24 protein-coding genes are annotated in these 26,767 nt (G+C 61.3%); 10 read left to right on the top strand and 14 right to left on the bottom strand.

From position 1 onward, the window contains the following. Nucleotides 1-49 precede the first annotated feature (49 nt). Nucleotides 50-562, top strand: a complete 513-nt coding sequence (locus tag AC07OJ_RS13265; RefSeq protein ID WP_065902205.1) for a dihydrofolate reductase — start codon at nt 50-52, stop codon at nt 560-562. 96 nt (nt 563-658) lie between these two features. Here AC07OJ_RS13265 and AC07OJ_RS13270 read toward each other — a convergent pair whose 3' ends face one another. Further along, nucleotides 659-2,050: an L-cystine transporter gene (locus AC07OJ_RS13270; RefSeq protein WP_495094636.1), complete on the bottom strand. Its 1,392-nt coding sequence runs from the start codon at nt 2,048-2,050 to the stop codon at nt 659-661. A 241-nt stretch (nt 2,051-2,291) separates the two neighbouring features. On the opposite strand from AC07OJ_RS13270, the gene AC07OJ_RS13275 reads away from it, so the two are divergent. Beyond that, complete coding sequence (locus tag AC07OJ_RS13275) at nt 2,292-3,350, top strand: HAD family hydrolase (RefSeq protein ID WP_065902203.1); 1,059 nt, start codon at nt 2,292-2,294, stop codon at nt 3,348-3,350. A gap of 235 nt (nt 3,351-3,585) precedes the next feature. Here AC07OJ_RS13275 and ilvD read toward each other — a convergent pair whose 3' ends face one another. The 3 genes from ilvD to AC07OJ_RS13290 form a co-directional block, all read right to left on the bottom strand. Then, nucleotides 3,586-5,427, bottom strand: coding sequence for a dihydroxy-acid dehydratase (gene ilvD, locus AC07OJ_RS13280; RefSeq protein ID WP_065902201.1), 1,842 nt, complete (start codon nt 5,425-5,427; stop codon nt 3,586-3,588). A gap of 231 nt (nt 5,428-5,658) precedes the next feature. After that, nucleotides 5,659-6,849 (bottom strand): multidrug effflux MFS transporter, encoded by a 1,191-nt coding sequence (locus tag AC07OJ_RS13285; protein ID WP_495094637.1) that lies wholly within the window; start codon nt 6,847-6,849, stop codon nt 5,659-5,661. Between the two features lie 128 nt (nt 6,850-6,977). Then, nucleotides 6,978-8,174, bottom strand: a complete 1,197-nt coding sequence (locus AC07OJ_RS13290; RefSeq protein ID WP_003195152.1) for a class I SAM-dependent rRNA methyltransferase — start codon at nt 8,172-8,174, stop codon at nt 6,978-6,980. Nucleotides 8,175-8,453: 279 nt separating this feature from the next. Between AC07OJ_RS13290 and AC07OJ_RS13295 the strand changes: the two genes are divergently transcribed. Continuing rightward, the gene (locus tag AC07OJ_RS13295; protein WP_177343930.1) at nt 8,454-9,266 is read left to right on the top strand and encodes an HDOD domain-containing protein; all 813 of its coding nucleotides are present in this window, start codon (nt 8,454-8,456) and stop codon (nt 9,264-9,266) included. A 21-nt stretch (nt 9,267-9,287) separates the two neighbouring features. Further along, nucleotides 9,288-10,100, top strand: a complete 813-nt coding sequence (gene mutM / locus AC07OJ_RS13300; RefSeq protein WP_495094638.1) for a bifunctional DNA-formamidopyrimidine glycosylase/DNA-(apurinic or apyrimidinic site) lyase — start codon at nt 9,288-9,290, stop codon at nt 10,098-10,100. Between the two features lie 133 nt (nt 10,101-10,233). Here the strand turns inward: mutM and AC07OJ_RS13305 are convergent, their stop codons facing one another. The 5 genes from AC07OJ_RS13305 to AC07OJ_RS13325 all read right to left on the bottom strand — a co-directional run bounded on the left by AC07OJ_RS13305 (nt 10,234) and on the right by AC07OJ_RS13325 (nt 15,060). Beyond that, on the bottom strand, nt 10,234-10,485 hold the full coding sequence (locus tag AC07OJ_RS13305) for a YfhL family 4Fe-4S dicluster ferredoxin (protein ID WP_017139475.1): 252 nt from the start codon (nt 10,483-10,485) through the stop codon (nt 10,234-10,236). Between the two features lie 269 nt (nt 10,486-10,754). Beyond that, nucleotides 10,755-11,234: a pantetheine-phosphate adenylyltransferase gene (gene coaD / locus AC07OJ_RS13310; RefSeq protein WP_003176711.1), complete on the bottom strand. Its 480-nt coding sequence runs from the start codon at nt 11,232-11,234 to the stop codon at nt 10,755-10,757. Nucleotides 11,235-11,348: 114 nt separating this feature from the next. Then, entirely contained in the window at nt 11,349-12,944 is a 1,596-nt protein-coding gene (locus AC07OJ_RS13315) for a GMC family oxidoreductase (protein WP_495006471.1), read from the bottom strand. A 114-nt stretch (nt 12,945-13,058) separates the two neighbouring features. Continuing rightward, nucleotides 13,059-13,604, bottom strand: coding sequence for a twin-arginine translocation pathway signal protein (locus AC07OJ_RS13320; protein ID WP_106802377.1), 546 nt, complete (start codon nt 13,602-13,604; stop codon nt 13,059-13,061). Nucleotides 13,605-13,632: 28 nt separating this feature from the next. Next, complete coding sequence (locus tag AC07OJ_RS13325) at nt 13,633-15,060, bottom strand: coniferyl aldehyde dehydrogenase (protein ID WP_495094639.1); 1,428 nt, start codon at nt 15,058-15,060, stop codon at nt 13,633-13,635. 146 nt (nt 15,061-15,206) lie between these two features. On the opposite strand from AC07OJ_RS13325, the gene AC07OJ_RS13330 reads away from it, so the two are divergent. Both AC07OJ_RS13330 and AC07OJ_RS13335 read left to right on the top strand, forming a co-directional pair. Continuing rightward, entirely contained in the window at nt 15,207-15,878 is a 672-nt protein-coding gene (locus AC07OJ_RS13330) for a TetR/AcrR family transcriptional regulator (protein WP_065902184.1), read from the top strand. Nucleotides 15,879-15,911: 33 nt separating this feature from the next. Beyond that, complete coding sequence (locus tag AC07OJ_RS13335; protein ID WP_495094640.1) at nt 15,912-16,766, top strand: sulfurtransferase; 855 nt, start codon at nt 15,912-15,914, stop codon at nt 16,764-16,766. Nucleotides 16,767-16,885: 119 nt separating this feature from the next. Here the strand turns inward: AC07OJ_RS13335 and AC07OJ_RS13340 are convergent, their stop codons facing one another. The 4 genes from AC07OJ_RS13340 to AC07OJ_RS13355 all read right to left on the bottom strand — a co-directional run bounded on the left by AC07OJ_RS13340 (nt 16,886) and on the right by AC07OJ_RS13355 (nt 21,576). Beyond that, on the bottom strand, nt 16,886-17,881 hold the full coding sequence (locus AC07OJ_RS13340; protein ID WP_495094641.1) for a hydrolase: 996 nt from the start codon (nt 17,879-17,881) through the stop codon (nt 16,886-16,888). A gap of 239 nt (nt 17,882-18,120) precedes the next feature. After that, on the bottom strand, nt 18,121-18,738 hold the full coding sequence (gene rsmD, locus AC07OJ_RS13345) for a 16S rRNA (guanine(966)-N(2))-methyltransferase RsmD (protein ID WP_065902177.1): 618 nt from the start codon (nt 18,736-18,738) through the stop codon (nt 18,121-18,123). Continuing rightward, nucleotides 18,738-20,228, bottom strand: a complete 1,491-nt coding sequence (locus tag AC07OJ_RS13350; protein ID WP_120450351.1) for a M16 family metallopeptidase — start codon at nt 20,226-20,228, stop codon at nt 18,738-18,740. The genes rsmD and AC07OJ_RS13350 overlap by 1 nt, the downstream gene beginning before the upstream one ends. After that, a complete protein-coding gene (locus AC07OJ_RS13355) occupies nt 20,221-21,576 on the bottom strand; it encodes a M16 family metallopeptidase (RefSeq protein WP_213551231.1) in 1,356 nt (451 codons plus the stop codon). Before AC07OJ_RS13355 ends, AC07OJ_RS13350 begins: the two co-directional genes overlap by 8 nt. Nucleotides 21,577-21,807: 231 nt before the next feature. Here AC07OJ_RS13355 and ftsY point away from each other — a divergent pair, with 231 nt between their 5' ends. From ftsY to rpoH, 4 genes are all read left to right on the top strand, one after another. Further along, the gene (gene ftsY, locus AC07OJ_RS13360) at nt 21,808-23,214 is read left to right on the top strand and encodes a signal recognition particle-docking protein FtsY (protein ID WP_201146064.1); all 1,407 of its coding nucleotides are present in this window, start codon (nt 21,808-21,810) and stop codon (nt 23,212-23,214) included. Continuing rightward, complete coding sequence (gene ftsE, locus AC07OJ_RS13365) at nt 23,211-23,882, top strand: cell division ATP-binding protein FtsE (protein WP_003213784.1); 672 nt, start codon at nt 23,211-23,213, stop codon at nt 23,880-23,882. Before ftsY ends, ftsE begins: the two co-directional genes overlap by 4 nt. After that, the gene (gene ftsX / locus AC07OJ_RS13370) at nt 23,879-24,901 is read left to right on the top strand and encodes a permease-like cell division protein FtsX (protein WP_106802384.1); all 1,023 of its coding nucleotides are present in this window, start codon (nt 23,879-23,881) and stop codon (nt 24,899-24,901) included. Before ftsE ends, ftsX begins: the two co-directional genes overlap by 4 nt. Before the next feature lie 129 nt (nt 24,902-25,030). Next, nucleotides 25,031-25,885 carry an RNA polymerase sigma factor RpoH gene (gene rpoH, locus AC07OJ_RS13375; RefSeq protein ID WP_003176698.1) on the top strand — a complete coding sequence of 285 codons (855 nt, stop codon included), beginning with the start codon at nt 25,031-25,033 and terminating at the stop codon, nt 25,883-25,885. 97 nt (nt 25,886-25,982) lie between these two features. Here rpoH and mtgA read toward each other — a convergent pair whose 3' ends face one another. Next, nucleotides 25,983-26,705, bottom strand: a complete 723-nt coding sequence (gene mtgA, locus AC07OJ_RS13380; protein WP_120450346.1) for a monofunctional biosynthetic peptidoglycan transglycosylase — start codon at nt 26,703-26,705, stop codon at nt 25,983-25,985. Nucleotides 26,706-26,767: the final 62 nt, after the last annotated feature.

Here is a 26,767-nt window from a genome sequence, read left to right on the forward strand (position 1 = left end):
TGAGGTTGGAGCATAACCGCTGGCTCGCACCTCTGGTATTCTCGTCGCCATGAAAAAAACTCTCCCTTTAAGCCTGATCGCAGCCCTCGGTGAAAACCGCGTGATCGGCGTCGACAACAGCATGCCCTGGCATTTGCCGGGGGATTTCAAATATTTCAAGGCCACCACGCTCGGCAAGCCGATCATCATGGGGCGCAAGACCTGGGACTCCCTGGGCCGACCGCTGCCAGGGCGCTTGAACCTTGTGGTTAGCCGTCAGACCGGCCTGGCGCTGGAAGGTGCGGAAGTTTTTCCGTCACTGGATGCGGCGGTAGAGCGCGCTGAGGAATGGGCCAAGGCGCAAGGCGTGGACGAACTGATGCTGATCGGCGGCGCGCAGTTGTATGCGCAGGGGCTGGAGCAGGCGGATCGCCTGTATTTGACGCGGGTGGCGCTGAGTCCGGAAGGGGATGCTTGGTTTCCGGAGTTTGATACGAAGCAGTGGAAGCTGGTGTCGAATGTCGAGAATGCGGCTGAGGGAGATAAGCCGGCGTATAACTTCGAGGTTTGGGAAAAAGCCTAAGAGCTTCGCGAGCAAGCCCGCTCCCACATTTGACCGAGTTCTAACATGAGAATGTGGTCAAAATGTGGGAGCGGGCTTGCTCGCGAATGCGGTCTATCAGGCCTGCGCCAACTCCGCATGCTCATCCGCGTTCAACAACGCTTTGTCCGTCTGCCCCATGACCTGGCTGGTGATCGCGCCGGCCGTCATCGAGCCATTCACGTTCAATGCCGTGCGGCCCATGTCGATCAGTGGCTCCACGGAAATCAGCAGCGCCACCAGTGACACCGGCAAACCCATGGCCGGCAGCACGATCAGCGCGGCGAAGGTTGCACCGCCACCCACGCCGGCAACGCCGGCCGAACTCAGGGTCACAATTGCTACCAACGTCGCGATCCACAGTGGGTCCAGCGGGTTGATGCCCACGGTCGGCGCGACCATCACCGCCAACATCGCCGGGTAAAGACCGGCGCAGCCGTTCTGGCCGATGGTGGCGCCGAACGAGGCGGCGAAGCCGGCGATGGATTGCGGGATGCCCAGGCGACGGGTCTGCGCTTCAATGCTCAGCGGGATCGCCGCCGCGCTGGAGCGGCTGGTGAAGGCAAAGGTCAGCACCGGCCACACCTTGCGGAAGAAACGCAGCGGGTTGATCCCGGCCAGGGACAGCAGCAGGCCGTGCACCACAAACATCAGGCCCAGGGCCAGGTACGAGACCACGACAAAACTGCCGAGCTTGATGATGTCCTGCAGGTTGGAGCCGGCGACCACTTTGGTCATCAGCGCCAATACGCCGTACGGCGTCAGCTTCATCACCAGGCGCACCAGGCGCATCACCCAGGCTTGCAGGGTGTCGATGGCGTTGAGCACTTTCTGGCCTTTTTCCACGTCATCCTTGAGCAGTTGCAGTGCGGCAACCCCAAGGAAAGCAGTGAAAATCACTACGCTGATGATCGAGGTCGGCTTGGCCCGGGCCAGGTCGGCAAACGGGTTGGCCGGCACGAACGACAGCAGCAGTTGCGGGATATTCAGGTCGGCGACCTTGCCGGCGTAATCACTCTGGATCACCTGCAGGCGCGCCATTTCCTGGGTGCCGGCCACCAGGCCTTCGGCGGTGAGGCCGAACAGGTTGGTCAGGCCGATGCCGATCAGCGCCGCAATCGCGGTGGTAAACAGCAGTGTGCCGATGGTCAGGAAGCTGATCTTGCCCAGTGACGAGGCATTGTGCAGGCGCGCCACGGCGCTGAGGATCGAGGCGAACACCAACGGGATTACGATCATTTGCAGCAGTTGCACGTAGCCGTTGCCGACCAGGTCGAACCAGCCGATGGAGGCTTTGAGCACCGGGTTGCCGTCGCCGTAGATCGTGTGCAAGACAGTGCCGAACACCACGCCGAGTACGAGCGCAACCAGCACCTTCTTGGCGAGGCTCCAGTTGGTGCGACGAGTTTGTGCCAGGCCCAGCAGCAGGGCCACGAACACCAGTAAGTTGAGAATCAGGGGCAGATTCATTGAAGCTCCGTTGAGAAGGCAGCCAATCGCGTGAGCCTGCGATTGCGAACCGGAAAGCCTAACAGCTTGAAATATATTGATTTAATACCGATATGGAATGGTGACTGTCGTTTTTGGAATAAGCATCTGGCGCGCATGCACACGCCTTTGGCGCAATCACGACGCAAGCGGTCGCGCTCGGGCGGTAACTGTCACAGGGATTTGTTAGCGTCGATGTTTTTAACTCAGGGAGAAAACGCATATGAAGCTCGCTTCGAGATTGTTTGCCGCCGCGCTGTGTCTGGGCCTTGCCGGACAAACCATGGCCGCCACCGAGTTGAAACACTGGCCGGCACCGGCCGCCGAGCAACTGAACAAAATGATCGCCGCCAACGCCAACAAGGGTAATTACGCGGTGTTCGACATGGACAACACCAGCTACCGCTACGACCTCGAAGAATCCCTGCTGCCCTACATGGAAAACAAGGGCCTGATCACCCGCGACAGCCTTGATCCGTCGCTCAAGCTTATGCCGTTCAAAGACACCGCCGACCATAAGGAAAGTCTGTTCAGTTACTACTATCGCCTCTGCGAAGTCGACGACATGGTCTGCTACCCGTGGGTTGCCCAGGTGTTCTCCGGTTTCACCCTTAAGGAGCTCAAGGTGCAGGTCGATGAGCTGATGGCGTCTGGCAAGCCCGTGCCGGTCAGCTATTTTGAAGGCGACGTGGTGAAGCAATCTGAGGTGCAGCCGCCGAAAGTCTTCACCGGCCAGGCCGAGCTGTACAACAAGCTGATGGAAAACGGCATCGAGGTGTATGTGATGACCGCCGCGTCGGAAGAGCTGGTGCGCATGGTCGCCGCCGATCCGAAGTACGGCTACAACGTCAAGCCGGAGAATGTGATCGGCGTGAGCACCTTGCTCAAGGACCGCAAGACCGGCGAGCTGACCACCGCGCGCAAGCAGATTGCCGCCGGCAAATATGACGAGAAGGCCAACCTCGGCCTGGAGCTGACCCCGTACCTGTGGACCCCGGCCACCTGGATGGCGGGCAAGCACGCAGCCATCCTCACCTACATCGACGAATGGAAAAAACCGGTGATCGTCGGCGGCGACACACCGACCAGCGATGGCTACATGCTGTTCCACGATGTGGACGTGGCCAAGGGCGGCATCCACCTGTGGATCAACCGCAAGGACAAATACATGACCCAACTCAACGGCATGATCGCCAAGCACGCGGCGGCGCAGGCCAAGGAAGGGTTGCCGGTGACGGCGGACAAGAACTGGGTGATCGTCAAGCCTGAGGAAATTCAGTAACACCGAGGCGCGCCCATCGCAGGCAAGCCAGCTCCCACATGAACCGAGTTCGTTCAGGCTCAGCCTGCCCGTGTGGGAGCCCGGTTGCCAGCGATGGCGTCAACGAGATCAATGCAGGACTCAAGGCCGCCATCGCAGGCAGCCAGCTCCCACAGTTGATCTGCAGTGTTTTGGAGCGTTGTTCCAGGCAAAAAAAATGCCCCGCACTTGGCGGGGCATTTTTTATGCGCGAGGCTTACAGGCCGTCGAGCATCGCTTTGTTACGCACTGCACCCTTGTCGGCACTGGTGGCCAGCAGGGCATAGGCCTTCAACGCAGTGGTGACTTTGCGCGGACGCTTCTCGACCGGCTTCCAACCTTTCTTGTCCTGCTCGACCCGGCGCGCCGCCAGTTCTTCATCGCTGATCAACAGGTTGATCGAACGGTTCGGAATGTCGATCAGCACCTTGTCGCCGTCCTGCACCAGGCCAATCGCGCCGCCGGCAGCGGCTTCAGGCGAAGCGTGGCCAATGGACAGGCCGGAAGTACCGCCGGAGAAACGTCCGTCGGTCAGCAAGGCGCAGGCTTTGCCCAGGCCCTTGGATTTCAGGTAGGAGGTCGGGTAAAGCATTTCCTGCATGCCCGGGCCGCCTTTCGGGCCTTCGTAGCGGATGATCACGATGTCGCCGGCCTTCACTTCGTCGGCGAGGATGCCGCGCACGGCACTGTCCTGGCTTTCGAAGATCTTCGCGTTGCCTTCGAACACATGGATCGACTCATCCACACCGGCGGTTTTCACCACGCAGCCATCCAGTGCGATGTTGCCGTACAGCACGGCCAGGCCGCCTTCTTGGGAGTAGGCGTGTTCGACACTGCGGATGCAGCCGTTTTCACGGTCGTCATCCAGGGTGTCCCAACGGGTCGACTGGCTGAACGCAGTCTGGGTCGGGATGCCAGCCGGGCCAGCCTTGAAGAAGGTGTGCACGGCTTCGTCGTCAGTCTGGGTGATGTCCCACTTGGCGATGCCTTCGGCGATGGACGCGCTGTGCACGGTCGGCAGGTCGGTGTGCAGCAGGCCGCCACGGGCCAGCGAGCCGAGGATCGAGAAGATCCCGCCGGCACGGTGCACATCTTCCATGTGGTACTTCTGGATGTTCGGCGCGACCTTGCACAGTTGCGGCACGTGACGGGACAGGCGGTCGATGTCGCGCAGGTCGAAATCGATCTCGGCTTCCTGGGCCGCGGCCAGCAAGTGCAGGATGGTGTTGGTGGAACCGCCCATGGCGATGTCCAGGGTCATGGCGTTTTCGAATGCCTTGAAGTTGGCGATGTTGCGCGGCAACACCGACTCGTCATTCTCGCCGTAGTAGCGCTTGCACAGTTCGACGATGGTGCGGCCGGCCTGCAGGAACAGCTGCTCACGGTCGCTGTGGGTGGCCAGTGTCGAGCCGTTGCCCGGCAAGGCCAGGCCCAGGGCTTCGACCAGGCAGTTCATCGAGTTGGCGGTGAACATGCCGGAGCACGAACCGCACGTCGGGCAGGCGCTGCGCTCGTATTCCGCGACCTTCTCGTCAGAAGCGCTGGAATCGGCGGCGATGACCATGGCGTCGACCAGGTCGAGGCCGTGGGAGGCCAGTTTGGTCTTGCCGGCTTCCATCGGGCCGCCGGAGACGAAGATCACCGGGATGTTCAGGCGCAGGGCGGCCATCAGCATGCCAGGGGTGATCTTGTCGCAGTTCGAGATGCACACGATGGCGTCGGCGCAATGGGCGTTGACCATGTACTCCACGGAGTCGGCGATGATCTCGCGGCTCGGCAGCGAGTACAGCATGCCGTCATGGCCCATGGCGATGCCGTCATCCACGGCGATGGTGTTGAATTCTTTCGCTACACCGCCGGCACGTTCGATCTCGCGGGCGACCAGTTGGCCCAGGTCCTTGAGGTGGACGTGGCCCGGTACGAACTGGGTGAACGAGTTGGCAATCGCGATGATCGGCTTCTTGAAGTCGTCATCTTTCATCCCCGTGGCGCGCCACAGTGCGCGCGCGCCGGCCATGTTGCGGCCATGGGTGGATGTTTTCGAGCGGTAATCTGGCATGGAGCACTCCGGGCGGCTAATCAGGTAACTACTACTGGGGAGTGAGCTTCTATTGACGTCTGGAACACTCAGAAAATGGCCGTGTGTCCGGAAGTTGCCACTCGCGTCGCGGGATCGCCGCGTGCTTGGGCCTCGAGCTCATAAACCCGCCGGGGGATGACTGGCGATGAATACGCCCGATTCTACACCGCTGGCGGCTGGAGGGAATGGCCGTAAGTGTGGAGATAGCGGCTACAGGACGTGTGGGCGGTGTTTGGCCCATTCATTCAACCCCAGGCCCAGAGCACTCAGAATCAAAAAGCACAATCCGAGGGTGGTGCTCAGATTGTGCGTCAAAGTACTGATCAGAGCACTGATCAACCCACCGGCAATGAATATCACAACTGTGGTGGCTGATGCGGCCGCGCCTGCGGAGTGGGGGAAAAGGTTCATGGCCCGTGAGTTTGAAATTGGCCTGGTGATGGTGGTACCGGCCGTGCAGATCAGCATTGGAATCAAAACGGTCCAGGTGGAGATATTGTTCCCATAGGCCAGCAACAACATTACCCCACCGGATGTCGCGATTAACCACAAGCCGGTCGCGATCTGGGTGTTGGCCAGTAACCGTTTGTTCAACCAGCCCGCTGACACGCCGCCTAACACATAAGCTGCGCCATAAAGCAGCAAGACCTGTGAGTACTGATAGGGCGACAGCCCTAACTGGTCCATGAAAATGATGGGGGATATGACGATAAATGAAAAATGGCAGGCAAAGGTGATTCCGGAAATCGTGGCGTAACTGACGAAATGGCGATCTGCAAAAATTTGCGCGTAGCCCTTGAGAATAGTGTGGCGGCTTGGATGGACGGCGGGTTGGGTGTCGCTGAGTAGTCGATAGGTCATAAACAGGAGCAATATGGCAAAGGCTGTAAATACGTAGAAGCTGGCCTGCCAACCCCAATGCGTTTGCAGCCATGCACCAACTAATGGCGAGATCGAAATGAAGATACCTCCGGCGGTCACGATTGCGATCCGCAGTCGCTCCTGTTCCTTGCCCACGAACATATCCTGAACCAACGCTTGAGACAGCACAAAGCCGCCACAACCAACGGCTTGAACTACTCGGAAAAGTAAGAACTGTGAATAGTTATTGGCGGTTATGCAGCCAATTGCACCAACAATCGCCACGGTCATGCTGGCCAGTAGCAGCTTCTTGCGACCTATCCTGTCGGATAGCGGCCCTATCCACAGCAACGAGCAAGAAAAGCCAATCGCGAAAAGGCTGATGGACCGAGCGATATCTACTGTTGAGGTTTGAAAGTGTTCGGCAAGCGCGGGAAATGAAGGGAGTACGACGTCGAGGGGAAATACACCCAGCAACGTCAGGATCATCAGCAGTGCGATGAGAAACGGTTTCGTTGTGGGCTTTGTGGCGCTGTGCATTTACATGGACTCTATTCCTTGAGGGGGTCGAGGATCGAGTCTGGAGCGAGGAAAGTCAAAGCAAGAGAGGGTATGAAAATTCCTGGATTCCTGTAGGAGCCTGCTGGCTCCTACAGTCAGTCTCAGCGTTAGCTATTCGGCAACAACCGGCACGTAATGCTCTTGATATACCGCGTCTCGGCAATCGCCGGGTGCACCGGGTGGTCCGGGCCCTGGCCGCCGCGTTCGAGCATCTGGATATTGCGGTCCAGGTGACGGGCGCTGGTCAGCAGGATGTTTTGCAGGTCGTCTTCGGGCAAGTGCATCGAGCACGACGCGCTGACCAGGATGCCGTCCTTGCTGAGCAGGCGCATGGCTTGCTCGTTCAGGCGGCGGTAGGCGCCTTCGCCGTTTTTCATGTCTTTCTTGCGTTTGATGAAGGCCGGCGGGTCGGCGACGATCACGTCGAAGCGTTCTTCGCTGGCTTTGAGCTCCTTGAGGGCCTCGAACACGTCGCCTTCGATGCAGGTCATCTTCTCGGCGAAGCCGTTCAGCGCGGCGTTGCGCTCCACGCCATCAAGGGCGAAGGCGGAGGCGTCGACGCAGAACACTTCACTGGCGCCGAAGGCCGCAGCCTGCACGCCCCAGCCGCCGATGTAGCTGTAAAGGTCGAGCACGCGCTTGCCTTTGGCGTACGGGGCCAGGCGTGCGCGGTTCATGCGGTGGTCGTAGAACCAGCCGGTCTTCTGGCCCTGGATTACCGGGGCTTCGAATTTCACGCCGTTTTCTTCCAGCGCAACCCATTCCGGCACCAGGCCGAACACGGTTTCGACGTAGCGGTTGAGGCCTTCGGCGTCGCGCGCGGCGGAATCGTTCTTGAACAGGATGCCACTCGGCTTGAGCACTTGGGTCAGGGCGGCGATCACGTCTTCTTTATGCGCTTCCATGGTCGCCGAAGCGATCTGCACCACCAGGATGTCGCCGAAACGGTCGACCACCAGGCCTGGCAGCAGGTCGGAATCGCCGTAGACCAGGCGGTAGAATGGCTTGTCGAACAGGCGATCACGCAGGGACAGCGCGACGTTCAGGCGATGCACCAGCAGCGACTTGTCCAATGGCAGCTTGATGTCGCGCGACAGCAGGCGAGCGCAGATCAGGTTGTTCGGGCTCATGGCCACGATGCCCAGGGTCTTGCCGCCGGCCGCTTCGAGGATGGCCTGGTCGCCCGCCTGGAAGCCGTGAAGTGGGGTGGCGGCCACGTCGATTTCGTTGCTGTAGACCCACAGGTGGCCGTTGCGCAAACGACGATCGGCGTTGGCTTTGAGACGCAGGCTTGGCAGGGACATGACGTCGCTCCGGAAAAAAGAGCGGGAGTATACCCTTTGCGCACCCGTTCATGTGGGAGCTGGCTTGCCTGCGATGCAGACGGCGCGGTGTATCTGACGTACGGCGGTGATGCAATCGCAGGCAAGCCAGCTCCCACATTTGATCGCGGTTCGGTTCGGGTTTTTGAGGTGTCGGTCAGCTTTGCTTAGAGGTTAGAATCCCCGCCTAGCCCAGAGTATGTACTTATGTCCCAAGAGCTTTCCGCCGAACAGATCCAACAGGCCCTGCAAGGCATCAGCGTGCCGCCCCAGCCGCAAATCATGGTGGATTTGCAGATGGAGCAATACATGCCCGACCCGGACCTGGAAGTGATCGCGCGATTGATCTCCCAGGACCCGGGCCTGTCCGGTGCGTTGCTGAAAATCGTCAACTCGCCGTATTACGGCCTGAGCAACAAGATCGCCTCGATCCAGCGCGCGGTGAACCTGCTGGGCAGCCGTTCGATCATCAACCTGATCAACGCGCAGTCGATCAAGGGCGAGATGAGCGATGACACCATCGTCACCCTCAACCGCTTCTGGGACACCGCCCAGGATGTGGCGATGACCTGCCTGACACTCGCCAAGCGCACCGGCTCGCAAGCCGTCGACGAGGCGTATGCGCTGGGCCTGTTCCACGATTGCGGCGTGCCGCTGATGCTCAAGCGCTTCCCCAACTACATGGCGGTGCTGGAAGAGGCCTATGGCAATGCCGGCCCCGACTGCCGTGTGGTCGACACCGAGAACAACGCGTTCAACACCAACCACGCGGTGGTCGGCTACTACACCGCCAAGTCCTGGCGCCTGCCGGAACATGTGACCGATGCCATCGCCAACCACCACAACGCCCTGGCGATTTTCAGCGATGAGTCGTCGCGCAACTCTCAGCTGAAAAACCTGCTGGCGATCCTGAAAATGGCCGAGCACATCTGTTCGTCGTATCGGGTGCTGGGCAACCAGGCGGTCGATCATGAATGGAATGCGATCGGGCATATGGTGCTGGACTACGTGGGCCTGTCGGACTACGACTTCGAGAGCATGAAGTTGTCGATCCGCGAACTGGGCGCGCACTGACCCTTCCTTCAAGAGGTACACATGCCCGAGTTACCAGAAGTCGAAACCACCCGGCGCGGGATTGCTCCGCACCTGGAAGGCCAGCGGGTCAGTCGCGTGGTAGTGCGCGAGCGACGCCTGCGCTGGCCGATCCCGGAAGACCTGGATGTGCGCCTGTCCGGGCAGCGCATCGTGCTGGTGGAACGGCGGGCCAAGTACCTGTTGATCAACGCCGAAGTCGGCACCTTGATCAGCCACCTGGGCATGTCGGGCAACTTGCGGCTGGTGGAAGTCGGCATGCCGGCAGCCAAGCATGAGCACGTGGACATCGAGCTGGAATCGGGTATGGCCCTGCGCTACACCGACCCCCGGCGCTTTGGCGCGATGCTTTGGAGCCAGGACCCGCACAACCATGAGCTGCTGATTCGCCTGGGGCCGGAGCCGTTGACCGACCTGTTTGATGGTGAGCGTTTGTTCCAACTGTCCCGCGGCAAGTCGATGGCAGTGAAGCCATTCATCATGGACAACGCGGTGGTGGTGGGGGTGGGCAATATCTACGCGACCGAGGCGCTGTTTGCGGCGGGGATCGATCCGCGTCGCGCGGCTGGAGGCATTTCACGGGCGCGTTATTTGAAGCTGGCGATCGAGATCAAGCGCGTACTGGCCGCTGCTATTGAGCGGGGTGGCACTACGCTGCGGGACTTTATCGGTGGCGACGGGCAGCCGGGCTATTTCCAGCAGGAGCTGTTCGTCTACGGCCGCGGGGGCAAGGCGTGCAAGGTCTGTGGGACCGAGCTGCGCAATGTGGTGCTGGGGCAGCGGGCGAGTGTGTTTTGCCCCAAGTGCCAGAGCTGATTGCCAGGTGATGGCTGTTGCTGCCTTCGCGAGCAAGCCTGCTCTCCCATTCGACCGCATTCTCATTTTGGAACTCGGTCAACTGTGGGAGCGGGCTTGCTCGCGAAGAGGCCCTTACAGTCACTAAAGAATCTCAGGCCTTGCCGGTAATCAACCGGTACTTGGCCATCAACTGCTCTTCCGTCTCCGGATGGGCTTCATCCAGCGGAATGCAATCCACCGGGCACACTTGCTGGCACTGAGGCTCGTCGTAGTGGCCGACGCACTGGGTGCACAGGTTCGGGTCGATCACGTAGATCTCTTCGCCCTGGGAAATCGCAGCGTTCGGGCACTCGGGTTCGCAGACGTCGCAGTTGATGCAATCGTCGGTGATGATCAGGGACATGGAAACTCCTGCCAGGGCTGTCAGCCAAGGCATCTGAAAACTAATGCGCGCAATTGTGCCGCATTGGCGCCCGCAGTGCGAGTGCACATGACCTGCGGCCAACTGGCATGCTGACCTGTAGCGAGCGGGCTTGCCCCGCGTGAGTTGCGAAGCGGCCCCGGAACAGGCGGCTGTGCGCTGGCTGAAACTACGCGGTGGCTTTTATTCGTGCCGCTTCGCAGCCCAACGCGGGGCAAGCCCGCTCGCCACAATAAGCTTGCTTACAGAAACTACTTCTTGAAACGCAGTGTCAGCGCATCGGCCACGGCCGGGTGCACGAACTTGGTGATATCTCCGCCCAAAGCGGCAATTTCACGGACCAACGTCGAGGAAATGAACGAATAACGCTCCGACGGTGTGAGGAACAGGCTTTCCACGTCCGGTGCCAGTTGGCGATTCATGTTGGCCAGCTGGAATTCGTATTCGAAGTCCGACACCGCACGCAGGCCACGCAGGAACACATTGGCGTTCTGCTCTTTGGCGAAGTGCGCCAGCAATGTGGAAAAGCCCACCACTTCCACGTTGGGCAGGTGCTTGGTGACCTCACGCGCCAGCTCCACGCGCTGTTCCAGGGGAAACAGCGGGTTTTTCTTGGGGCTGGCCGCGACCGCGATGATCACATGGTCGAACAAGCGTGAGGCACGTTCGACCAGATCGCCATGGCCTTTGGTAATCGGGTCGAAGGTACCTGGGTACAACACTCGGTTCATCGCGTCGTCCTGGCGGAGTCCGTTGGGGAACCGGATGGTATCGCAGCCGTCCCGGTCGGCCAAGTCAACTTATGCAGAAGAAAGCACTATAGACATGGCGAATAGCGTGTTTTTTCACGCTGTTTTCAGACGTTCGGCCAAGGCGGTCGCCAGTTGCGCGGTCAATCCATACACCGACAATTGCGGGTTGGCCCCAATGCTGGTGGGGAACAACGAGCCGTCGTGGATCGACAGATTGCGCAGTTGGTGATGACGGCCAAGGCTGTCGGCCACCGCATTTTTCGGGTCTTCACCCATGGCACAACCGCCCATCACATGGGCGCTGCCCAGGCAGGTGCGGTGCAGTTCCAGGTTCAGCCCTTCGATCAGCGTGCGGGCTTCGCCCAGGCTCGTCACGTAGCGCGCATCGTGGTGCAGCGGCTTGACCGACTTGGCTCCCGCCGCGAACTGGATCTCGGCCATGCTGTGAAAGGCGCGACGCAGGCCGTCCCAGGCGTACGCCGATACCTGATAGTCGAGCACTGGGGTGCCATCGCCGCGCAACTCCACGCTGCCGCCCGGGCTGTCGGGGTGGAAACCGTCGCGCAGCAAGGCCAGCATCGCGTGGGTGTTGGGCAATTGCTTCATGTCCAAGGCGTTCTGCGTGCCGTAGCCGCCGAGCAGGGTGCTGGCGAGTGCCGGGTGCAGCGGCGGCGCCTCAAGCTTGTAGGACATTTTGCCGGTAGTGCCGTCCTGCCATTGAAAATGGTCGGAGTAGATTGACTGCGGCGCGCCGTAGAACGGGTTGATCACCTCCTCGAACAGCCCGGCGGAGAAATTCACCAGGTGCAGGAAGGTGCGCTTGCCCAGCCGCGAATGCGGGTCCGGGGCATCCGAGCGCATCAGCAGGGCGGGGCTGTTGATGCCGCCGCCGGCCAGCACGTAGTGCTTGGCCTTGACCGTGATTTTGCGGCCGGTCGGTGCCACGCAGCGTTCATCCATCGCCACGCATTCCAGGCTGCTGATGTGGTCGCCGCTGTAGAGCAGGCGTTCGGCGCGAGCCAGATACAGCAGTTCGCCGCCTTTCTCCAGCGTCGAGGGGATGGTGGTTACCAGCATCGACTGCTTGGCGTTGACCGGGCAGCCCATGCCGCAATAGCCCAGGTTGAAGCAGCCGCGCACGTTGCGGGGGATCACATGCCAGCTGTAGCCGAGCTTTTCGCAGCCTTTGCGGATCACGTCATTGTTGGCATTGGGCGGCATGGCCCAAGGGGCGATCCCCAGGCGTTGCTCCATTTTTTCGAACCAGGGCGCCATTTCGGCACTGCTGTGGCCCTTCACCGCATATTCGCTTGCCCAGTGGGAAAGTGTCGCGTCCGGCGTACGAAAGCTGGAGGTCCAGTTGATCAGCGTGGTCCCGCCCACCGCGCGGCCCTGCAGGATGGTGATCGCGCCATCTTTGCTCATGCGGCCGATGCCTTCCTGGTACAGGCTGGTGTAGGCCTCGTCCTCGAGCAGCTTGAAGTCGCTGCTGGTCTTGAGCGGGCCTTCTTCAATCAGCAACACCTTGTAGCCGGCGGCGCTGAGGATCTCGGCGGTGGTGCCACCACCGGCGCCGCTGCCGATGATCGCTACGTCGGCCTCCAGGGTCAGGTCGTTGTCGAGGGCGGCGCCATTGTGGGTTTTCCAGCCACGGGCCAGGCCGTCGCGGAACAGATCGGGTACGGGCATAGACAGGCACTCTTATTGTTATACGAAGTTGCAGTCGGTGTGGGAGCTGGCTTGCCTGCGAAAGCGGCCTGCCTGCGGGTACAGCCCCACATTGCAGCGGGTTTTCAGCCAGGGCTAGACCTTGGGCGGGCCCGGATAGCCGCAATGCGCCCAGGACTGCGGGCGGAAGTACCACGACATGATTACCAGCTTGAGCAGCGAGCCCTGGCCCATGCGCAGCAGGTTGAGATAGCTGTTTTCCCAGCGGTGCAGGAAGTTGCGGATCTGCTCCGCGCTGGCGTTTTCCCAGCTGCCCCAGATGCCGGTCAATGGGCCACGGGTGATGCCCATGCCCAATACGTCGAACAGTTGCTGGGTGAGCTTGAACATTTCCGGCGACAGGTGCTGCAGGCTGTAGTCGAGTTTTTTCAGGGTGTCTTCAATTCCGGCGACCACCTCTTGGGCGCTCGCCGCGCCTTCGAGCAACACCGGGATTACCGCGCGCAAAAACGGCAGGTCACTGCTGCGCAGCATGGCAAAGCCGCTGGCCGGGGTGCTGCTGGAGCAGCCGCTGAGGCTGGCGCCGAGCCCGGCCGTGGCCAGGAAAGCACTGGCGCACAAGCCGATTTTCAATACGCCGCGCCGCGACAGCGCGGGTGAATCAGTCAGGCTAGGGTTCATTGTTATTGTTATCCCGAGAGTGGCGGAATCAGCGAACGAACAGCTTCTGGATCAACTTCTGGATGGCTTTGCCGTACGGCGGGTAGATCAACTTGGCCGCATTGAGGCGCTGTTTCACCAGCACGCCCTTGGCTTTGCTGAACGTGAGGAAGCCTTCGTGGCCGTGGTAGTGACCCATGCCCGAGGGGCCGATGCCGCCAAAGGGCATGTCATCCTGGGCCACGTGCAGCAGGGTGTCGTTCAGGCACACGCCGCCGGAATGAGTCTCGTGAAGTACGCGATTCTGCTCGCCCTTGTTGTAGCCGAAGTAATACAGGGCCAGTGGGCGAGGCCTTTCGTTGATGTAGGCAAACGCCTGGTCGAGGCCTCGATACGGCACGATCGGCAGCACCGGGCCGAAGATCTCGTCCTGCATCACGGTCATGTCATCGCTGACATTCAGCAACAGGCTGTGGGCCATGCGCCGGGCCTGGCCCTGGTCGTACAAGGGGATCAGCGTGGCGCCCTTGTCGGTGGCGTCCTTGATGTAGGCATTCAGTCGGGCCAGTTGCCGCTCATTGATGATGGCGGTGTAGTCCGGGTTATCGGTTAACGTCGGATAAAATCCGCGCACGGCCTTGCTGTAAGCCTCGACGAAACCTTCAACGCGATCTTCCGGCACCAGCACGTAGTCCGGCGCCACGCAGGTTTGCCCGGCATTCAAGGCCTTGCCGAAGGCGATTCGTTCGGCGGCATCCTTGAGTGGCACATCGGCAGACACGATGGCCGGCGACTTGCCGCCCAATTCCAGGGTCACCGGCGTGAGGTGTTCGGCCGCGGCGCGCATCACATGCTTGCCGATGCTGGTGGCGCCGGTAAACAGCAGGTGATCGAAACGCAGCTTGGAGAACGCCATGCCCACTTCGGCTTCGCCGAGCACTACGCACACCAGGTCCTCGGGGAAAATCTTCGCCAGTAGCGCCTTGAGCAACTCGCCGGTGGCCGGTGTGGACTCGCTGAGCTTGAGCATCACCCGGTTTCCGGCGGCCAACGCCCCGACCAGGGGGCCAATGGCCAGGTACAGCGGGTAGTTCCAGGGCACGATCACCCCGACCACGCCCAGCGGTTGGTAGATCACCTTGGCTGAAGCCGGCTGGAAGGCAATGCCTACAGCGCGACGGGAAGGTTTCATCCAGCCCTTGAGGTGTTTGCTGGCGTAGTGAATGCCATGCAGGCTGGGCATCAATTCGGCGAACAGGGTTTCGTCTGCACTGCGGTGGCTGAAGTCCTGGCTGATCGCGTCGATCAACGCCTGGCGTTCGTCGCTGAGCACATCACGCAGAGCCTTGAGCCATTGCTGGCGCTGCGCTGCCGGCGGCATCGGGTTGGCGGCATAGGCACGGCGTTGCGCGTCGAACAGGTCCTGGAGATGATCCAGCGCCTGGGAATCTTGCAGATAGGCAATGTTGGCAGACATGGCGCAGTTCCCGATTGTTATAGGTCTGCGTGGATTTTTAGAGTCATTGCTCTAAATTGTCAAATAACATTGCAGCAACATGCAGATTTATCCTGGCAAGGATAGGCCGTAAGATGCCCCATCACGTGTTTAGAAGCTGATCCCCTATGGCACCACGAGTAAAGACCAGCGAGCGCATTGTGCAAACGAGCCTGGAGCTTTTTAACCAGCAGGGCGAGCGCAGTGTGAGCACCAATCATATTGCCGCCCATATGGAAATTTCGCCGGGCAACCTGTACTACCACTTCCCCAACAAGCAGGCGATCATCGCCGTGTTGTTTCGTGAGTACGAAGCGTTGGTGGACAGTTTTCTGCGCCCGCCCCAAGGCCGCGCCGTGACCGTCGAAGATAAGCGCTTTTACCTGCAGGCCGTGCTGGCCGGCATGTGGCGCTACCGCTTCCTGCACCGCGACCTCGAGCACTTGCTGGAAAGCGACCCGGAACTGGCGACTGGCTACCGACGGTTTTCCCAGCGCTGCCTGATCCAGGGTAATGCCATTTACCAGGGGTTTGTCGATGCCGGCATCCTCAACATGGACCCGGTGCAGACCGAGGCCCTGACCCTCAATGCGTGGATCATCCTCACCTCGTGGGTGCGGTTCTTGTGCACCACCAATGAAAACTCCGCCCATTTGAGCGCCGAAGCCATCAAGCGCGGGGTCTACCAGGTGCTGGTGCTGGAGGCCGGGTTCGTCACGCCCCAGGCGAAAGACGCGGTGGATGCCCTGTTCAAAGAGTTTTACGTGCCGTTGAATCAGGCACTGGAAGAAGTGAAGTAGGACCTTTCCCGAATCTGTTCACAGGAGTCCGTCATGCCGCTTGCCCAACTGATCAGCCCCCAGCAATTGGCCGAGCGCCAGAAGTCGGCCGGGCTGGTGATCCTGGATTGCCGTTTTGCCTTGGAAGACCCGGACTACGGGCTGTGCAGCTATGCCGAAGGGCATATTGAGGGCGCGCAGTACGCCGACCTCGAGCGCCATCTCAGCGGCCCGGTGACCAAGGGCGTGACCGGTCGTCACCCGTTGCCGGTGGCGGACACCTTTGCCCGGCAATTGCGCGCCTGGGGTATTAACGCCGACACCGATGTGGTGCTGTATGACGACGGTCCCGGCGCCTTTGCTGCCCGCGCCTGGTGGTTGCTGGCCTGGCTGGGCAAACGTGACGGCGTGTTTATTCTGGACGGTGGCCTCAAGGCCTGGCACGCCGCCGGTTTCCCGCTGAGCCTGGACGCGCCGTTGGTCGAGCCGGGTGCCTTCGCCGGGACGCCGGACAACCGCCTGGTGCTGGATGCCGAACACCTGCAAAAACGCCTGGGCCAACCGGGCCTGACCTTGATCGATGCCCGCGCCCAGCCACGTTTTCGCGGTGATGTGGAACCCATCGACCCGATCGCCGGGCACATCCCCGGCGCGCAGTGTGCGGCGTTCACCGAAAACCTTGGCATTGATGGCTGTTTCCTGCCAGCCGACCAGCTCAAGCAGCGTTTCGCCGCTCAATTGCAGGGGCGTTCACCGGAGGAGTTGGTGGCGTATTGCGGTTCAGGGGTGACGGCGTGCCACAACCTGTTTGCCCTGAGCCTGGCGGGTTACCCGTTGGGCAAGTTGTATGCGGGGTCGTGGAGTGAGTGGATTACCGATCCGCAGCGTGAAATTGCTACGGGCGACTGAGTCGGTTGCGGTGTGAGCCGCATCGAGTGTGGGCGCTGACTTGCCTGCGATGAGGGCGTGTCAGCGAGCGGATAATCGGCTGACACACTGCTATCGCAGGCAAGCCAGCTTCTCCATGTTCAGCCGTGTTGTGCCAGTAGCCACTGAGGGATTCGGCGTTCGAGGTAATAACCCGGGCGCTTCAGCGAGCCGTCGACGAACCCCACATGCCCACCCTTTGCCGTCAGCTCAAACTCGGTGCACTCCGATAACTCGCTGGCCTCGGGCAGGCTATGGGCGAATACAAACGGATCATCGGCGGCCTGGATAATCAGCGTCGGGGTGCGGACCGCCCCCAGGTAGTAGCGGCTCGACGCACGGCGGTAGTAGTCCTCGGCACTCAGGAAACCGTGCAGTGGCGCGGTGACCCGGCCATCGAAGTCCCAGAACGTGCGCATCTTCTCCAGTGAGCCGAGGGCTTCCAGGGTTTTCAGCCCGTCTGCCCGGCCATCCTGTAAAAAACGGCTTTGCTTGACGCGGATATACGCGAGCATTTCACGCATGAAGTGCTTTTGATAAACCCGCGAGAAACCCAGCCCGATCCGGTCCGCACACTGGTCCAGCCGGAACGGCACCGACACCGCCGCCGCGCCGTGCAAGCCGGAGGCTTCGCCGGTTTCGCCCAAGTGTTTGAGCAGCACATTGCCCCCCAGCGAATAACCCACTGCATACAACGGCGCCAACGGCCGTTTCGCGCGCAGGTGGGCAATCGCCGCGGCCAGATCCTCGCTGGCGCCCGAGTGATAGCTGCGTGCCAACAGGTTTGGTTCGCCGGAACAGCCACGCCAGTTCAAGGCGGCACTGGCCCAGCCTTGAGCCGCGAGGACTTTTTGCAGGCCGGCTACATAGGGGGAATTGGATGAGCCGGTCAGCCCATGCAGCACCAGCACCAATGGCGACTGCGCGTCATGCGGGCCATGCCAGTCGAGGTCCAGAAAATCGCCGTCTTCCAGCCACAGGCGTTCGCGCTGGCGTTCGATATGGGTCGTCGGGCGCCATAGCGGCCCCCACAGGGTTTGCAGGTGAGGGTTGCCGAGGCCGAAGGCGGGGGTGAACAGTTCGGAGGACGGTGTCATGAAACTCTCAGTCTGTGGCGAGCGGGCTTGCACCCGCGTCGGGGTGCGAAGCGGCCCCATCAAGAACACCGCATTAATTCAGTCGGAGCACCGTCGCGATTTTGGGGCTGCTGCGCAGCCCGACGCGGGGCAAGCCCGCTCACCACAACAAGCCCACTCACCACAGCAAGCCCGCTCACCACGACAAGCGTGCTCGCCACAGCAAGGCCGCTCACCACAACAAGCTTGCTCGCCACAGATTAAGCGACGCTGTCGACCAACCGATGCCACAACGCGTAATACACCCGACCGGACTTCTGCTCCCGGTGCAGGCGCCAGGCGCCAGGCAAGCCGAGGGTTGACGGCGCGGTCTCGCTTTCAGTGTAGATCCACGCATCCGCCGCCAGCCATTGGCGCTCTTCGAGCAAGGTGCACACGGCGGGCAACAGGTTCTGGTTGAAGGGCGGGTCGAGGAATACCACGTCGTATTCGCTTGCCGGCTGGGTTTCCAGATAGCGCAGCGCGTCGGCGGTTTGCACCTGGCCGTTGGTGCAGCGCAGGGTGCCGAGGTGTTCCTTGAGGCTGGACACCGCCACATTGCTCGCATCCAGCGCCTGGGCCTGGGCTGCGCCACGGGACAGCGCCTCGAGGAACAATGCGCCGCTGCCGGCAAACGGATCCAGCACTTTGGCCCCGCCGATATACGGCGCGAGCCAGTTGAACAGGGTTTCACGCACGCGATCAGGCGTGGGGCGCAGGCCGACGACGTCGGGGAAGCTCAGCTTGCGGCTGCCCCATTCGCCACCAATGATGCGCAGTTGGCCCACACCGTTATGCACGTTGTGGACAGGTTTTTTCGGGCGAGATGAACTGGCCATTAATGCTCCGGAACCCCGAGCGGCTGCTCGGCGGGTTTGTCAGTGGGGGGCGGTAGTGGCTTTTGCGCAATCGTCGGGCCGGCGGTCACGATGACCATCTTGTCGGCGCTCAAGTGTTTGTTCATGGCAGCCTTGACCTGCTCTACGGTCAGGGCCTGGGATTGTTTCATGAAATCTTCAAGATAGCTCAGCGGCAGGTTGTAGAAACCCATCGCGCCCAGTTGCCCGACGATGTCCGCGTTGCTGGCGGTGGACAATGGGAAGCTGCCGGCCAGCTCACGCTTGGCGTCGTCCAGCTCCTTCTGTGTCGGGCCGGTCTTGAGGTAGTCGGCCAGCACGTCCTCGACCAGGCGCAGGGTGCCACCGCTCATTTCGGCGCGGGTCTGCAGGTTGATCATGAACGGGCCGCGCACCTGCATCGGCGAGAAACCGGAGTACACGCCGTAGGTCAGGCCGCGCTTCTCGCGCACTTCGCTCATCAAGCGCGTGCCGAAACCGCCGCCGCCGAGGATCTGGTTGCCCAGGGACAGGGCTGCGTAGTCCGGATCGGCGCGGTCGATGCCCAGTTGGGCGAACAGCAAGTGCGTCTGCTTGGACGGGAACTCGATATGGCTCAGGCCCGCCTTGGGTTCGGTCGGCTGGGCAATCTTGGCCAGCGCCGGGCCCTTGGGCAACGACGCCGAGACCTTGGCCGTCATGGCTTCGGCTTCGGCGCGGGTCAGGTCGCCGACCACGGCGATCACCGCATTACCTGCTGCATAAGCCTTGGCGTGAAACGCCTGCAACTGCGCGAGGGTGATCTTCGGGATGCTTTGCGGCGTGCCTTCGCTCGGGTGCGCGTACGGGTGGTCGCCATACAGGCGCTTGAACAGCTCCAGGCTGGCCAGCTTGGCGGGGTTCTGCTTCTGGTACTCGAAGCCGGCGAGAATCTGGTTCTTGATCCGCACAAGAGAGTCGGCAGGGAAGGTCGGCTTGCCGATCACCTGGTCGAACAGTGCCAGGGCGGCGTCGCGTTTATCGCTGTCGCTGAGGCTGCGCAGGGATACCAGAGCCATGTCGCGATAAGCGCCATTGCCGAAGTCGGCGCCCAGGCCTTCAAAACCGCTGGCGATCTGGCTGACGTCCTTGCCGGGCACGCCTTCGTTGAGCATGGCGTTGGTCAGCAGTGCCACGCCTGGGGTGTTGCCGTCCTGGCTGCTGCCGGCTGCGAACAGGATGCGCATGTCGAACATCGGCAGTTCATGCGCTTCCACGAACAGCACCTTGGCGCCTTCGGCGGTGGTCCAGGTCTGCACGTCGAGCTTGCGGTTGGTCGGCGCCTTGCCGTCCAGCTCAGCCAGCGATTGCAGCGTGTTGGCCGATTGCGCCGTGTCCAGCGCCTGGCTGGCCATCGAGTCGCTCGGGCGCAGGAAATACACGGCACTTGCCGCGATCAAGGTGACGACGATCAAGCCCGGCAGGACCAGGCGGCTGCTTTTGCGATCACTCATGAGCGGTCTCCTCAGGCATAACATGGGCGACGCTCAGACGTTCGCGGGTGAAATAGGTGCGCGCGGCTTTCTGGATATCTTCCGGGGTCACGCTTTGCAGGTCGGCCAGTTCGGTGTCCATGAGCTTCCAGGACAGTCCCACGGTTTCCAGCGAGCCGATGGCTGTGGCCTGGCTGGTGATGGAATCGCGCTGATAGACCACGCCGGCGATCACTTGGGCGCGGATGCGCTCCAGTTCTTCGGCGGTCGGCGGTTTGGACTTCAATTCTTCCAGCAGGCGCCACAGGCCCGCTTCGGCTTGGGCGACGGTCTTTTTCTTCTGCTGGTTCGGCGTGGCGGTCAGGGTGAACAGGCTGTCGCCACGGGTGTAGGCGTCGTAGCTGGTGGATGCGGCGGAGACCAGCTCCTCACCGCGCTCCAGTTGCTCCGAAATACGCGCGCTGTAGCCGCCGTCCAGCAGGGCCGAGATCAGGCGCAGGGCTTGTACCGAGCGCTTGTCTTCGGCGGTAGCCAGGCCCGGGACGTTGAAACCGAGGATCACGCTCGGCAGTTGGGTCTGCACACGCATCGTCAGCAGGCGCTCGCCAGGCTCGGCCAGCTCCATCGGGATCTTGGCGGGTGGCACGTCGCGCTTGGGAATCGGGCCGAAGTAACGCTGGGCGAGGTTTTTCACCTCGTCAGGGGTCACGTCGCCGACCACTACCAGGGTGGCGTTGTTCGGCACATACCAGGATTGGTACCAGTGGCGCAGCTCTTCGACCTTCATGCGGTCCAGGTCGGCCATCCAGCCGATGGTCGGCGTGTGGTAGCCGCTGGCGGGGTAGGCCATGGCCTTGAAGCGCTCGTAGGCCTTGGACATTGGATTGTCGTCGGTGCGCAGGCGGCGCTCTTCCTTGATCACCTCGATTTCGCGGCTGAACTCGTCGGCCGGCAGGCGCAGGCTGGCCATGCGGTCGGCTTCGAGCTCGAAGGCAACACCCAGGCGGTCACGGGCCAGCACTTGGTAGTAGGCGGTGTAGTCATCGCTGGTGAAGGCGTTTTCTTCGGCGCCCAGGTCGCGCAGGATCAGCGACGCTTCGCCGGGGCCGACCTTGGCGCTACCCTTGAACATCATGTGCTCCAGGGCGTGGGACAAACCGGTCTGGCCCGGGGTTTCGTAGCTCGAACCGACCTTGTACCAGACCTGGGAAACCACCACCGGCGCGCGATGGTCTTCGCGCACGACCACCTTGAGGCCGTTATCCAGGGTGAATTCGTGGGTGGGTTGTGGGTCGGCAGCCAGGGCTGAGAGAGGCAGACAAACTGTGCTGAACAGCAGGCCTGCGGCGTGGCGGGCTAGAGCATTCATTCGTTTTTAAACCTGTTGGGCTGCCCGCTTGGTCTTAGCGTCGGCGGGCGAGGAGGTGCTAGGATACTGATCGGATTTAAGGACGGCCACTGCGGCAGTCGTGTTGAGGCCGTTTTAGGCCTTACGAAATGTTGCGCATGAACGAGCTGGCTAAAAAACAGTCTGTTACGCATCGAATTTTATTTACCGACGCCCCCCCAGGCGCGTCGCTACCTTGAGATAGCCGTCTCCATGTTTGGTTCCAACGACGACAAGAAGACCCCAGCTGCGGCTGGCGAGAAGAAAGGCCTGTTCGGATGGCTGCGCAAAAAGCCGCAGGAAACCCCCGTCGCCGAACAGCCGCAGGTTCCAGCCGAACCGATCCCGGACCCTATAGTAGAAGCCGAACCGGTTGCCGAAGCGCCGGCGCCGGTGGTATTGCCGATGGCCGAGCCGGTGCTGCAGCCGCTGGCCGAGGTTGAGCCAGAGCCAGAGCCAGAGCCGCAACCAGAACCCGAGCACAAGCCATGGCCGCAATTGCCGGTGGCCGAAGAGCCCGTGGCACTGGTTGAAGATGTACAGGCCGAACATGTGGCGCCGCCGATTCCGGTGGTCATTGAGCCGCAGCCGGTTGTCGTAGAAGCGCCAGCACCGGCACCGGTGGTGGTCGAGCCAGTGTCTGCCGCCCCTGCCGTCATCGAAGAGCCCGCCGCGCCTGTCGAAACCAGCAAGACCGGTTTCTTCGCCCGCCTCAAGCAAGGCCTGAGCAAGACCAGCGCCAGCATCGGCGAAGGCATGGCCAGCCTGTTCCTGGGCAAGAAGGTCATTGATGACGAGCTGCTGGAAGACATCGAAACCCGCCTGCTGACCGCCGACGTGGGCGTCGAAGCCACCGCGGTGATCATCCAGAGCCTGACCCAGAAGGTCGCGCGCAAGCAGCTGACCGACGCCGATGCCCTCTACAAATCCCTGCAGGCCGAGCTGGCGGCGATGCTCAAGCCGGTGGAAGCGCCGCTGGTGATCACGCCGAACAAGCCGTTCGTGATCCTGGTGGTCGGTGTCAACGGCGCCGGCAAGACCACCACCATTGGCAAGCTGGCGAAGAAGCTGCAGTCGGAAGGCAAGAAAGTCATGCTCGCTGCCGGCGACACCTTCCGTGCCGCTGCCGTGGAGCAGTTGCAGGTGTGGGGTGAGCGCAACAAGATCCCGGTCATCGCCCAGCACACCGGCGCCGATTCCGCCTCGGTGATCTTCGACGCCGTGCAAGCCGCCAAGGCCCGTAACATCGATGTGCTGATCGCGGATACCGCCGGTCGCCTGCACACCAAAGACAATTTGATGGAAGAGCTGAAGAAAGTCCGCCGCGTCATCGGCAAGCTCGACGCCGACGCGCCGCACGAAGTGCTGCTGGTGCTCGATGCCGGTACGGGCCAGAACGCCATCAGCCAGGCCAAACAATTCAACCAGACGGTGCAACTGACCGGCCTGGCATTGACTAAGCTCGACGGCACGGCCAAGGGCGGTGTGATTTTCGCCCTGGCCAAACAGTTCGGGTTGCCGATTCGTTATATCGGCGTCGGTGAAGGTATCGACGACCTGCGCACTTTTGAAGCCGAACCCTTTGTACAGGCGCTGTTTGCCGAGCGGGAGCGTTCATGATTCGATTCGAACAGGTCGGTAAACGCTATGCCAACGGGCATGTCGGCTTGCATGAGCTGAGCTTTCGAGTACGGCGGGGCGAGTTCTTGTTTGTCACCGGTCACTCTGGCGCCGGCAAAAGTACCCTGTTGCGCCTGCTGCTGGCGATGGAACGCCCGACCACCGGCAAACTGCTACTGGCTGGCCAGGACCTGGCCACTATCAGCAATGCACAGATTCCGTTCCTGCGCCGCCAGATCGGCGTAGTGTTCCAGAACCACCAGTTGCTGTTCGATCGCACGGTGTTCAACAACATTGCGTTGCCGCTGCAGATCCTCGGGCTGTCCAAGGCCGAGATCGTCAAGCGCGTGGATTCGGCCCTGGAGCGCGTGGCGCTGTCGGACAAGACCGACCTCTACCCCGGCGACCTGTCCACCGGCCAGCAACAGCGCGTCGGCATTGCCCGCGCTATCGTCCACCGTCCGGCCTTGCTGCTGGCGGACGAACCGACCGGTAACCTCGACCCGCGCCTGGCGGCCGAGATCATGGGGGTGTTCGAAGACATCAACCGCCTGGGCACCAGCGTGCTGATCGCCAGTCACGACCTGGCCCTGATCGCGCGTATGCGCCATCGCATGCTGACCCTGCAGCGCGGCCGCCTGATCGGTGACGGGGAGGCCGGCGTATGAGTGCTACACGCAGCCCCAAGGTGTCCGAACGCGTGGCACCGAAACCGGCCGATCCGCAGCCGAAAAAGAAAAAACACGACGAAGACGACGGTCCTGACTTCAGCACCTTGCTGCGCGCCTGGATCGAAAGCCACCGCGCCAGCCTGCTGGACAGTCTGCGTCGCCTGGGCAAGCAACCGATCGGCAGCTTTTTCACCTGCCTGGTGATGGCCGTGGCCCTGAGCCTGCCGATGGGCCTGTCGCTGCTGCTCAATAATGTCGAGCGCCTGGGCGGCTCCTGGCAGCGTGCGGCGCAGATTTCGTTGTACCTGAACCTGGATGCGAGCGCCAAAGACGGTGAGACACTGCGCGATGACATCAAGAACCTGCCGGGTGTGGCCGATGCCGAGTACATCAGCCGCGACCAGGCCCTTGAGGAGTTCCAGCAGCAATCCGGCCTGGGCGAGGCGCTGAAGGAGCTGCCGCAGAACCCACTGCCGGGCGTGGTGCTGGTGACGCCGAATGAAGTCGACAAGCCGGCGCTGGAAGCCCTGCGACAAAAACTCGCAGAGCTGCCCAAGGTACAACAGGCACAACTTGATCTAGTCTGGGTCGAGCGGCTGGCGGCAATTCTCAAGCTGGGTGACCGGTTTGTGTTCGGCCTGACGGTGTTGTTGGTGTCTGCATTACTTTTGGTGATAGGTAATACCATTCGTCTTCATATTGAAAACCGTCGCACCGAGATAGAAGTGATTAAACTGGTCGGCGGCACGGACAGCTATGTGCGTCGGCCTTTTCTGTACATGGGCGCGCTTTATGGCTTCGGTGCCGGGATTTTGTCCTGGGGCGTGCTGGCGTTTGGCTTGAACTGGCTGAACGACGCGGTAGTCGGGCTTGCCGGCTTGTACGGCAGTGATTTTGCCCTCGCCGGCGTGCCAGTGGCCGATGGTCTGTCGCTCTTGCTTGGCGCGGTCCTGTTGGGGTATATCGGTGCTTGGATTGCGGTCGCAAGGCATTTACGTGAGTTGGCGCCGAAGTAGTTAATGTCAAGGTAATGTGGTTTCGTTTGTATTGACCGTATCAGTGGTTTAGGGAACTTGTCCTACGGTTCCCGGTCAATTTTCGCAGTGCTGAACTGCACGAGTTATGTGAGTCGGAGGTTTTTTCGTATGACCACTTCTTTGCAACCTGCTTATGCTTTGGTCCCGGGTGCGAACCTCGAGGCCTATGTGCACACGGTGAACAGCATTCCATTGCTGACACCGGAGCAGGAGCGTGAACTGGCCGAGAGTCTCTACTATGAGCAGGATTTGGGGGCGGCTCGGCAGATGGTGCTCGCCCACCTGCGTTTTGTCGTACATATCGCCCGTAGCTATAGCGGCTACGGCCTGGCCCAGGCTGACCTGATCCAGGAAGGCAACGTCGGCCTGATGAAGGCTGTGAAGCGCTTCAACCCTGAGATGGGTGTGCGCCTGGTGTCGTTTGCTGTGCACTGGATCAAGGCGGAAATTCACGAGTTCATCCTGCGCAACTGGCGCATCGTGAAAGTCGCGACCACCAAGGCCCAGCGCAAGCTGTTCTTCAACCTGCGCAGCCAGAAGAAACGCCTGGCGTGGCTGAACAACGAGGAAGTCCACCGCGTGGCTGAAAGCCTCGGCGTGGAGCCGCGTGAAGTGCGCGAGATGGAAAGCCGCCTGACTGGCCATGACATGGCGTTCGACCCGGCCGCCGAAGCGGACGACGACAGTGCTTTCCAATCGCCGGCCAATTACCTGGAAGACCACCGGTACGACCCGGCGCGTCAACTGGAAGACGCCGACTGGAGCGACAACTCCAACCACAACCTGCACGAAGCGCTGGAAGTGCTGGACGACCGCAGCCGTGACATCCTCTACCAGCGCTGGCTGGCGGAAGAAAAAGCCACGCTGCACGACTTGGCGCAGAAGTACAACGTGTCGGCCGAGCGGATTCGTCAGCTTGAAAAAAGCGCGATGAACAAGCTGAAGTTGTCGATCGCCGCCTAAAACGCTGCGAAAAGCCAAAAAAATGCCCCGATCGAAAGATCGGGGCATTTTTGTTTGTGCGCACAACCCAGAGCCTCACGCAATCCCTGGTAGGGTCTCAGTCGGACCACGGCGCCTTGCGGGAGTTATTCAACTCCACCAAGTAACCGTCCCCACCCAACTGGCTCATCTGCTGGCGAATCCACGCGGCTCGCCGTGCCACATAGGCGGTCGGATGGCTGGCACTCCACACCCGAGGGTTGGGCAGCACCGCCGCCAGGTAGCTGGCCTGCTGACGGGAGAGTGCCTTGGCACTCACCCCAAAGTGATGCCGCGCGGCAGCCTCGGCGCCAAACACGCCTTCATCCCATTCCACGCTATTGAGGTACACCTCAAGAATCCGCTGTTTGGGCCAAAGCACCTCGATCAACCCGGTAAACCAGGCCTCCAGGCCCTTGCGCAGATAACTGCGGCCGGCCCACAGGAACAGGTTTTTCGAGACCTGCTGGCTCAGCGTACTGGCGCCACGGATCGAACCACCGCGCTCGTTGTGCAGGATCGCTGCCTGGATCGCGCCGAAATCAAAGCCCCAGTGTTGCGGGAAACGCTGGTCTTCACCGGCCATCACCGCCACTTTCAGGTCATCGGAGATCTGGTCCCACGGCACCCAGGTACGTTGCAGGTCAATCGGCTCACCGTCGAACCAGGATTCGACCTTGCGCTCCACCATCAACGCGGTGAAGGGGGGCGGGACGACACGAAACAGCAGCACCAGCAAGACACTGCCGATGGCGAACCATTTCACGACTTTGAGAAAACGATTGAAGAGGAGACGCAGCATAGAGATGGCTTGGCCGAACCCGTTGAGCGGGCCATTATACAGACCCGGCCCTTTGAGTCTGA

This window comes from Pseudomonas sp. GW821-FHT09C08, from assembly GCF_059418125.1.

What these genes read in the sequence shown, in the direction of transcription:
- AC07OJ_RS13265 (WP_065902205.1), top strand. Translation starts at nt 50, where the DNA reads ATGAAAAAAACTCTCCCTTTAAGCCTGATCGCAGCCCTCGGTGAAAAC.
- AC07OJ_RS13270 (WP_495094636.1), bottom strand. Translation starts at nt 2,050, where the DNA reads ATGAATCTGCCCCTGATTCTCAACTTACTGGTGTTCGTGGCCCTGCTG.
- AC07OJ_RS13275 (WP_065902203.1), top strand. Translation starts at nt 2,292, where the DNA reads ATGAAGCTCGCTTCGAGATTGTTTGCCGCCGCGCTGTGTCTGGGCCTT.
- ilvD (WP_065902201.1), bottom strand. Translation starts at nt 5,427, where the DNA reads ATGCCAGATTACCGCTCGAAAACATCCACCCATGGCCGCAACATGGCC.
- AC07OJ_RS13285 (WP_495094637.1), bottom strand. Translation starts at nt 6,849, where the DNA reads ATGCACAGCGCCACAAAGCCCACAACGAAACCGTTTCTCATCGCACTG.
- AC07OJ_RS13290 (WP_003195152.1), bottom strand. Translation starts at nt 8,174, where the DNA reads ATGTCCCTGCCAAGCCTGCGTCTCAAAGCCAACGCCGATCGTCGTTTG.
- mutM (WP_495094638.1), top strand. Translation starts at nt 9,288, where the DNA reads ATGCCCGAGTTACCAGAAGTCGAAACCACCCGGCGCGGGATTGCTCCG.
- AC07OJ_RS13305 (WP_017139475.1), bottom strand. Translation starts at nt 10,485, where the DNA reads ATGTCCCTGATCATCACCGACGATTGCATCAACTGCGACGTCTGCGAA.
- coaD (WP_003176711.1), bottom strand. Translation starts at nt 11,234, where the DNA reads ATGAACCGAGTGTTGTACCCAGGTACCTTCGACCCGATTACCAAAGGC.
- AC07OJ_RS13315 (WP_495006471.1), bottom strand. Translation starts at nt 12,944, where the DNA reads ATGCCCGTACCCGATCTGTTCCGCGACGGCCTGGCCCGTGGCTGGAAA.
- AC07OJ_RS13320 (WP_106802377.1), bottom strand. Translation starts at nt 13,604, where the DNA reads ATGAACCCTAGCCTGACTGATTCACCCGCGCTGTCGCGGCGCGGCGTA.
- AC07OJ_RS13325 (WP_495094639.1), bottom strand. Translation starts at nt 15,060, where the DNA reads ATGTCTGCCAACATTGCCTATCTGCAAGATTCCCAGGCGCTGGATCAT.
- AC07OJ_RS13330 (WP_065902184.1), top strand. Translation starts at nt 15,207, where the DNA reads ATGGCACCACGAGTAAAGACCAGCGAGCGCATTGTGCAAACGAGCCTG.
- AC07OJ_RS13335 (WP_495094640.1), top strand. Translation starts at nt 15,912, where the DNA reads ATGCCGCTTGCCCAACTGATCAGCCCCCAGCAATTGGCCGAGCGCCAG.
- AC07OJ_RS13340 (WP_495094641.1), bottom strand. Translation starts at nt 17,881, where the DNA reads ATGACACCGTCCTCCGAACTGTTCACCCCCGCCTTCGGCCTCGGCAAC.
- rsmD (WP_065902177.1), bottom strand. Translation starts at nt 18,738, where the DNA reads ATGGCCAGTTCATCTCGCCCGAAAAAACCTGTCCACAACGTGCATAAC.
- AC07OJ_RS13350 (WP_120450351.1), bottom strand. Translation starts at nt 20,228, where the DNA reads ATGAGTGATCGCAAAAGCAGCCGCCTGGTCCTGCCGGGCTTGATCGTC.
- AC07OJ_RS13355 (WP_213551231.1), bottom strand. Translation starts at nt 21,576, where the DNA reads ATGAATGCTCTAGCCCGCCACGCCGCAGGCCTGCTGTTCAGCACAGTT.
- ftsY (WP_201146064.1), top strand. Translation starts at nt 21,808, where the DNA reads ATGTTTGGTTCCAACGACGACAAGAAGACCCCAGCTGCGGCTGGCGAG.
- ftsE (WP_003213784.1), top strand. Translation starts at nt 23,211, where the DNA reads ATGATTCGATTCGAACAGGTCGGTAAACGCTATGCCAACGGGCATGTC.
- ftsX (WP_106802384.1), top strand. Translation starts at nt 23,879, where the DNA reads ATGAGTGCTACACGCAGCCCCAAGGTGTCCGAACGCGTGGCACCGAAA.
- rpoH (WP_003176698.1), top strand. Translation starts at nt 25,031, where the DNA reads ATGACCACTTCTTTGCAACCTGCTTATGCTTTGGTCCCGGGTGCGAAC.
- mtgA (WP_120450346.1), bottom strand. Translation starts at nt 26,705, where the DNA reads ATGCTGCGTCTCCTCTTCAATCGTTTTCTCAAAGTCGTGAAATGGTTC.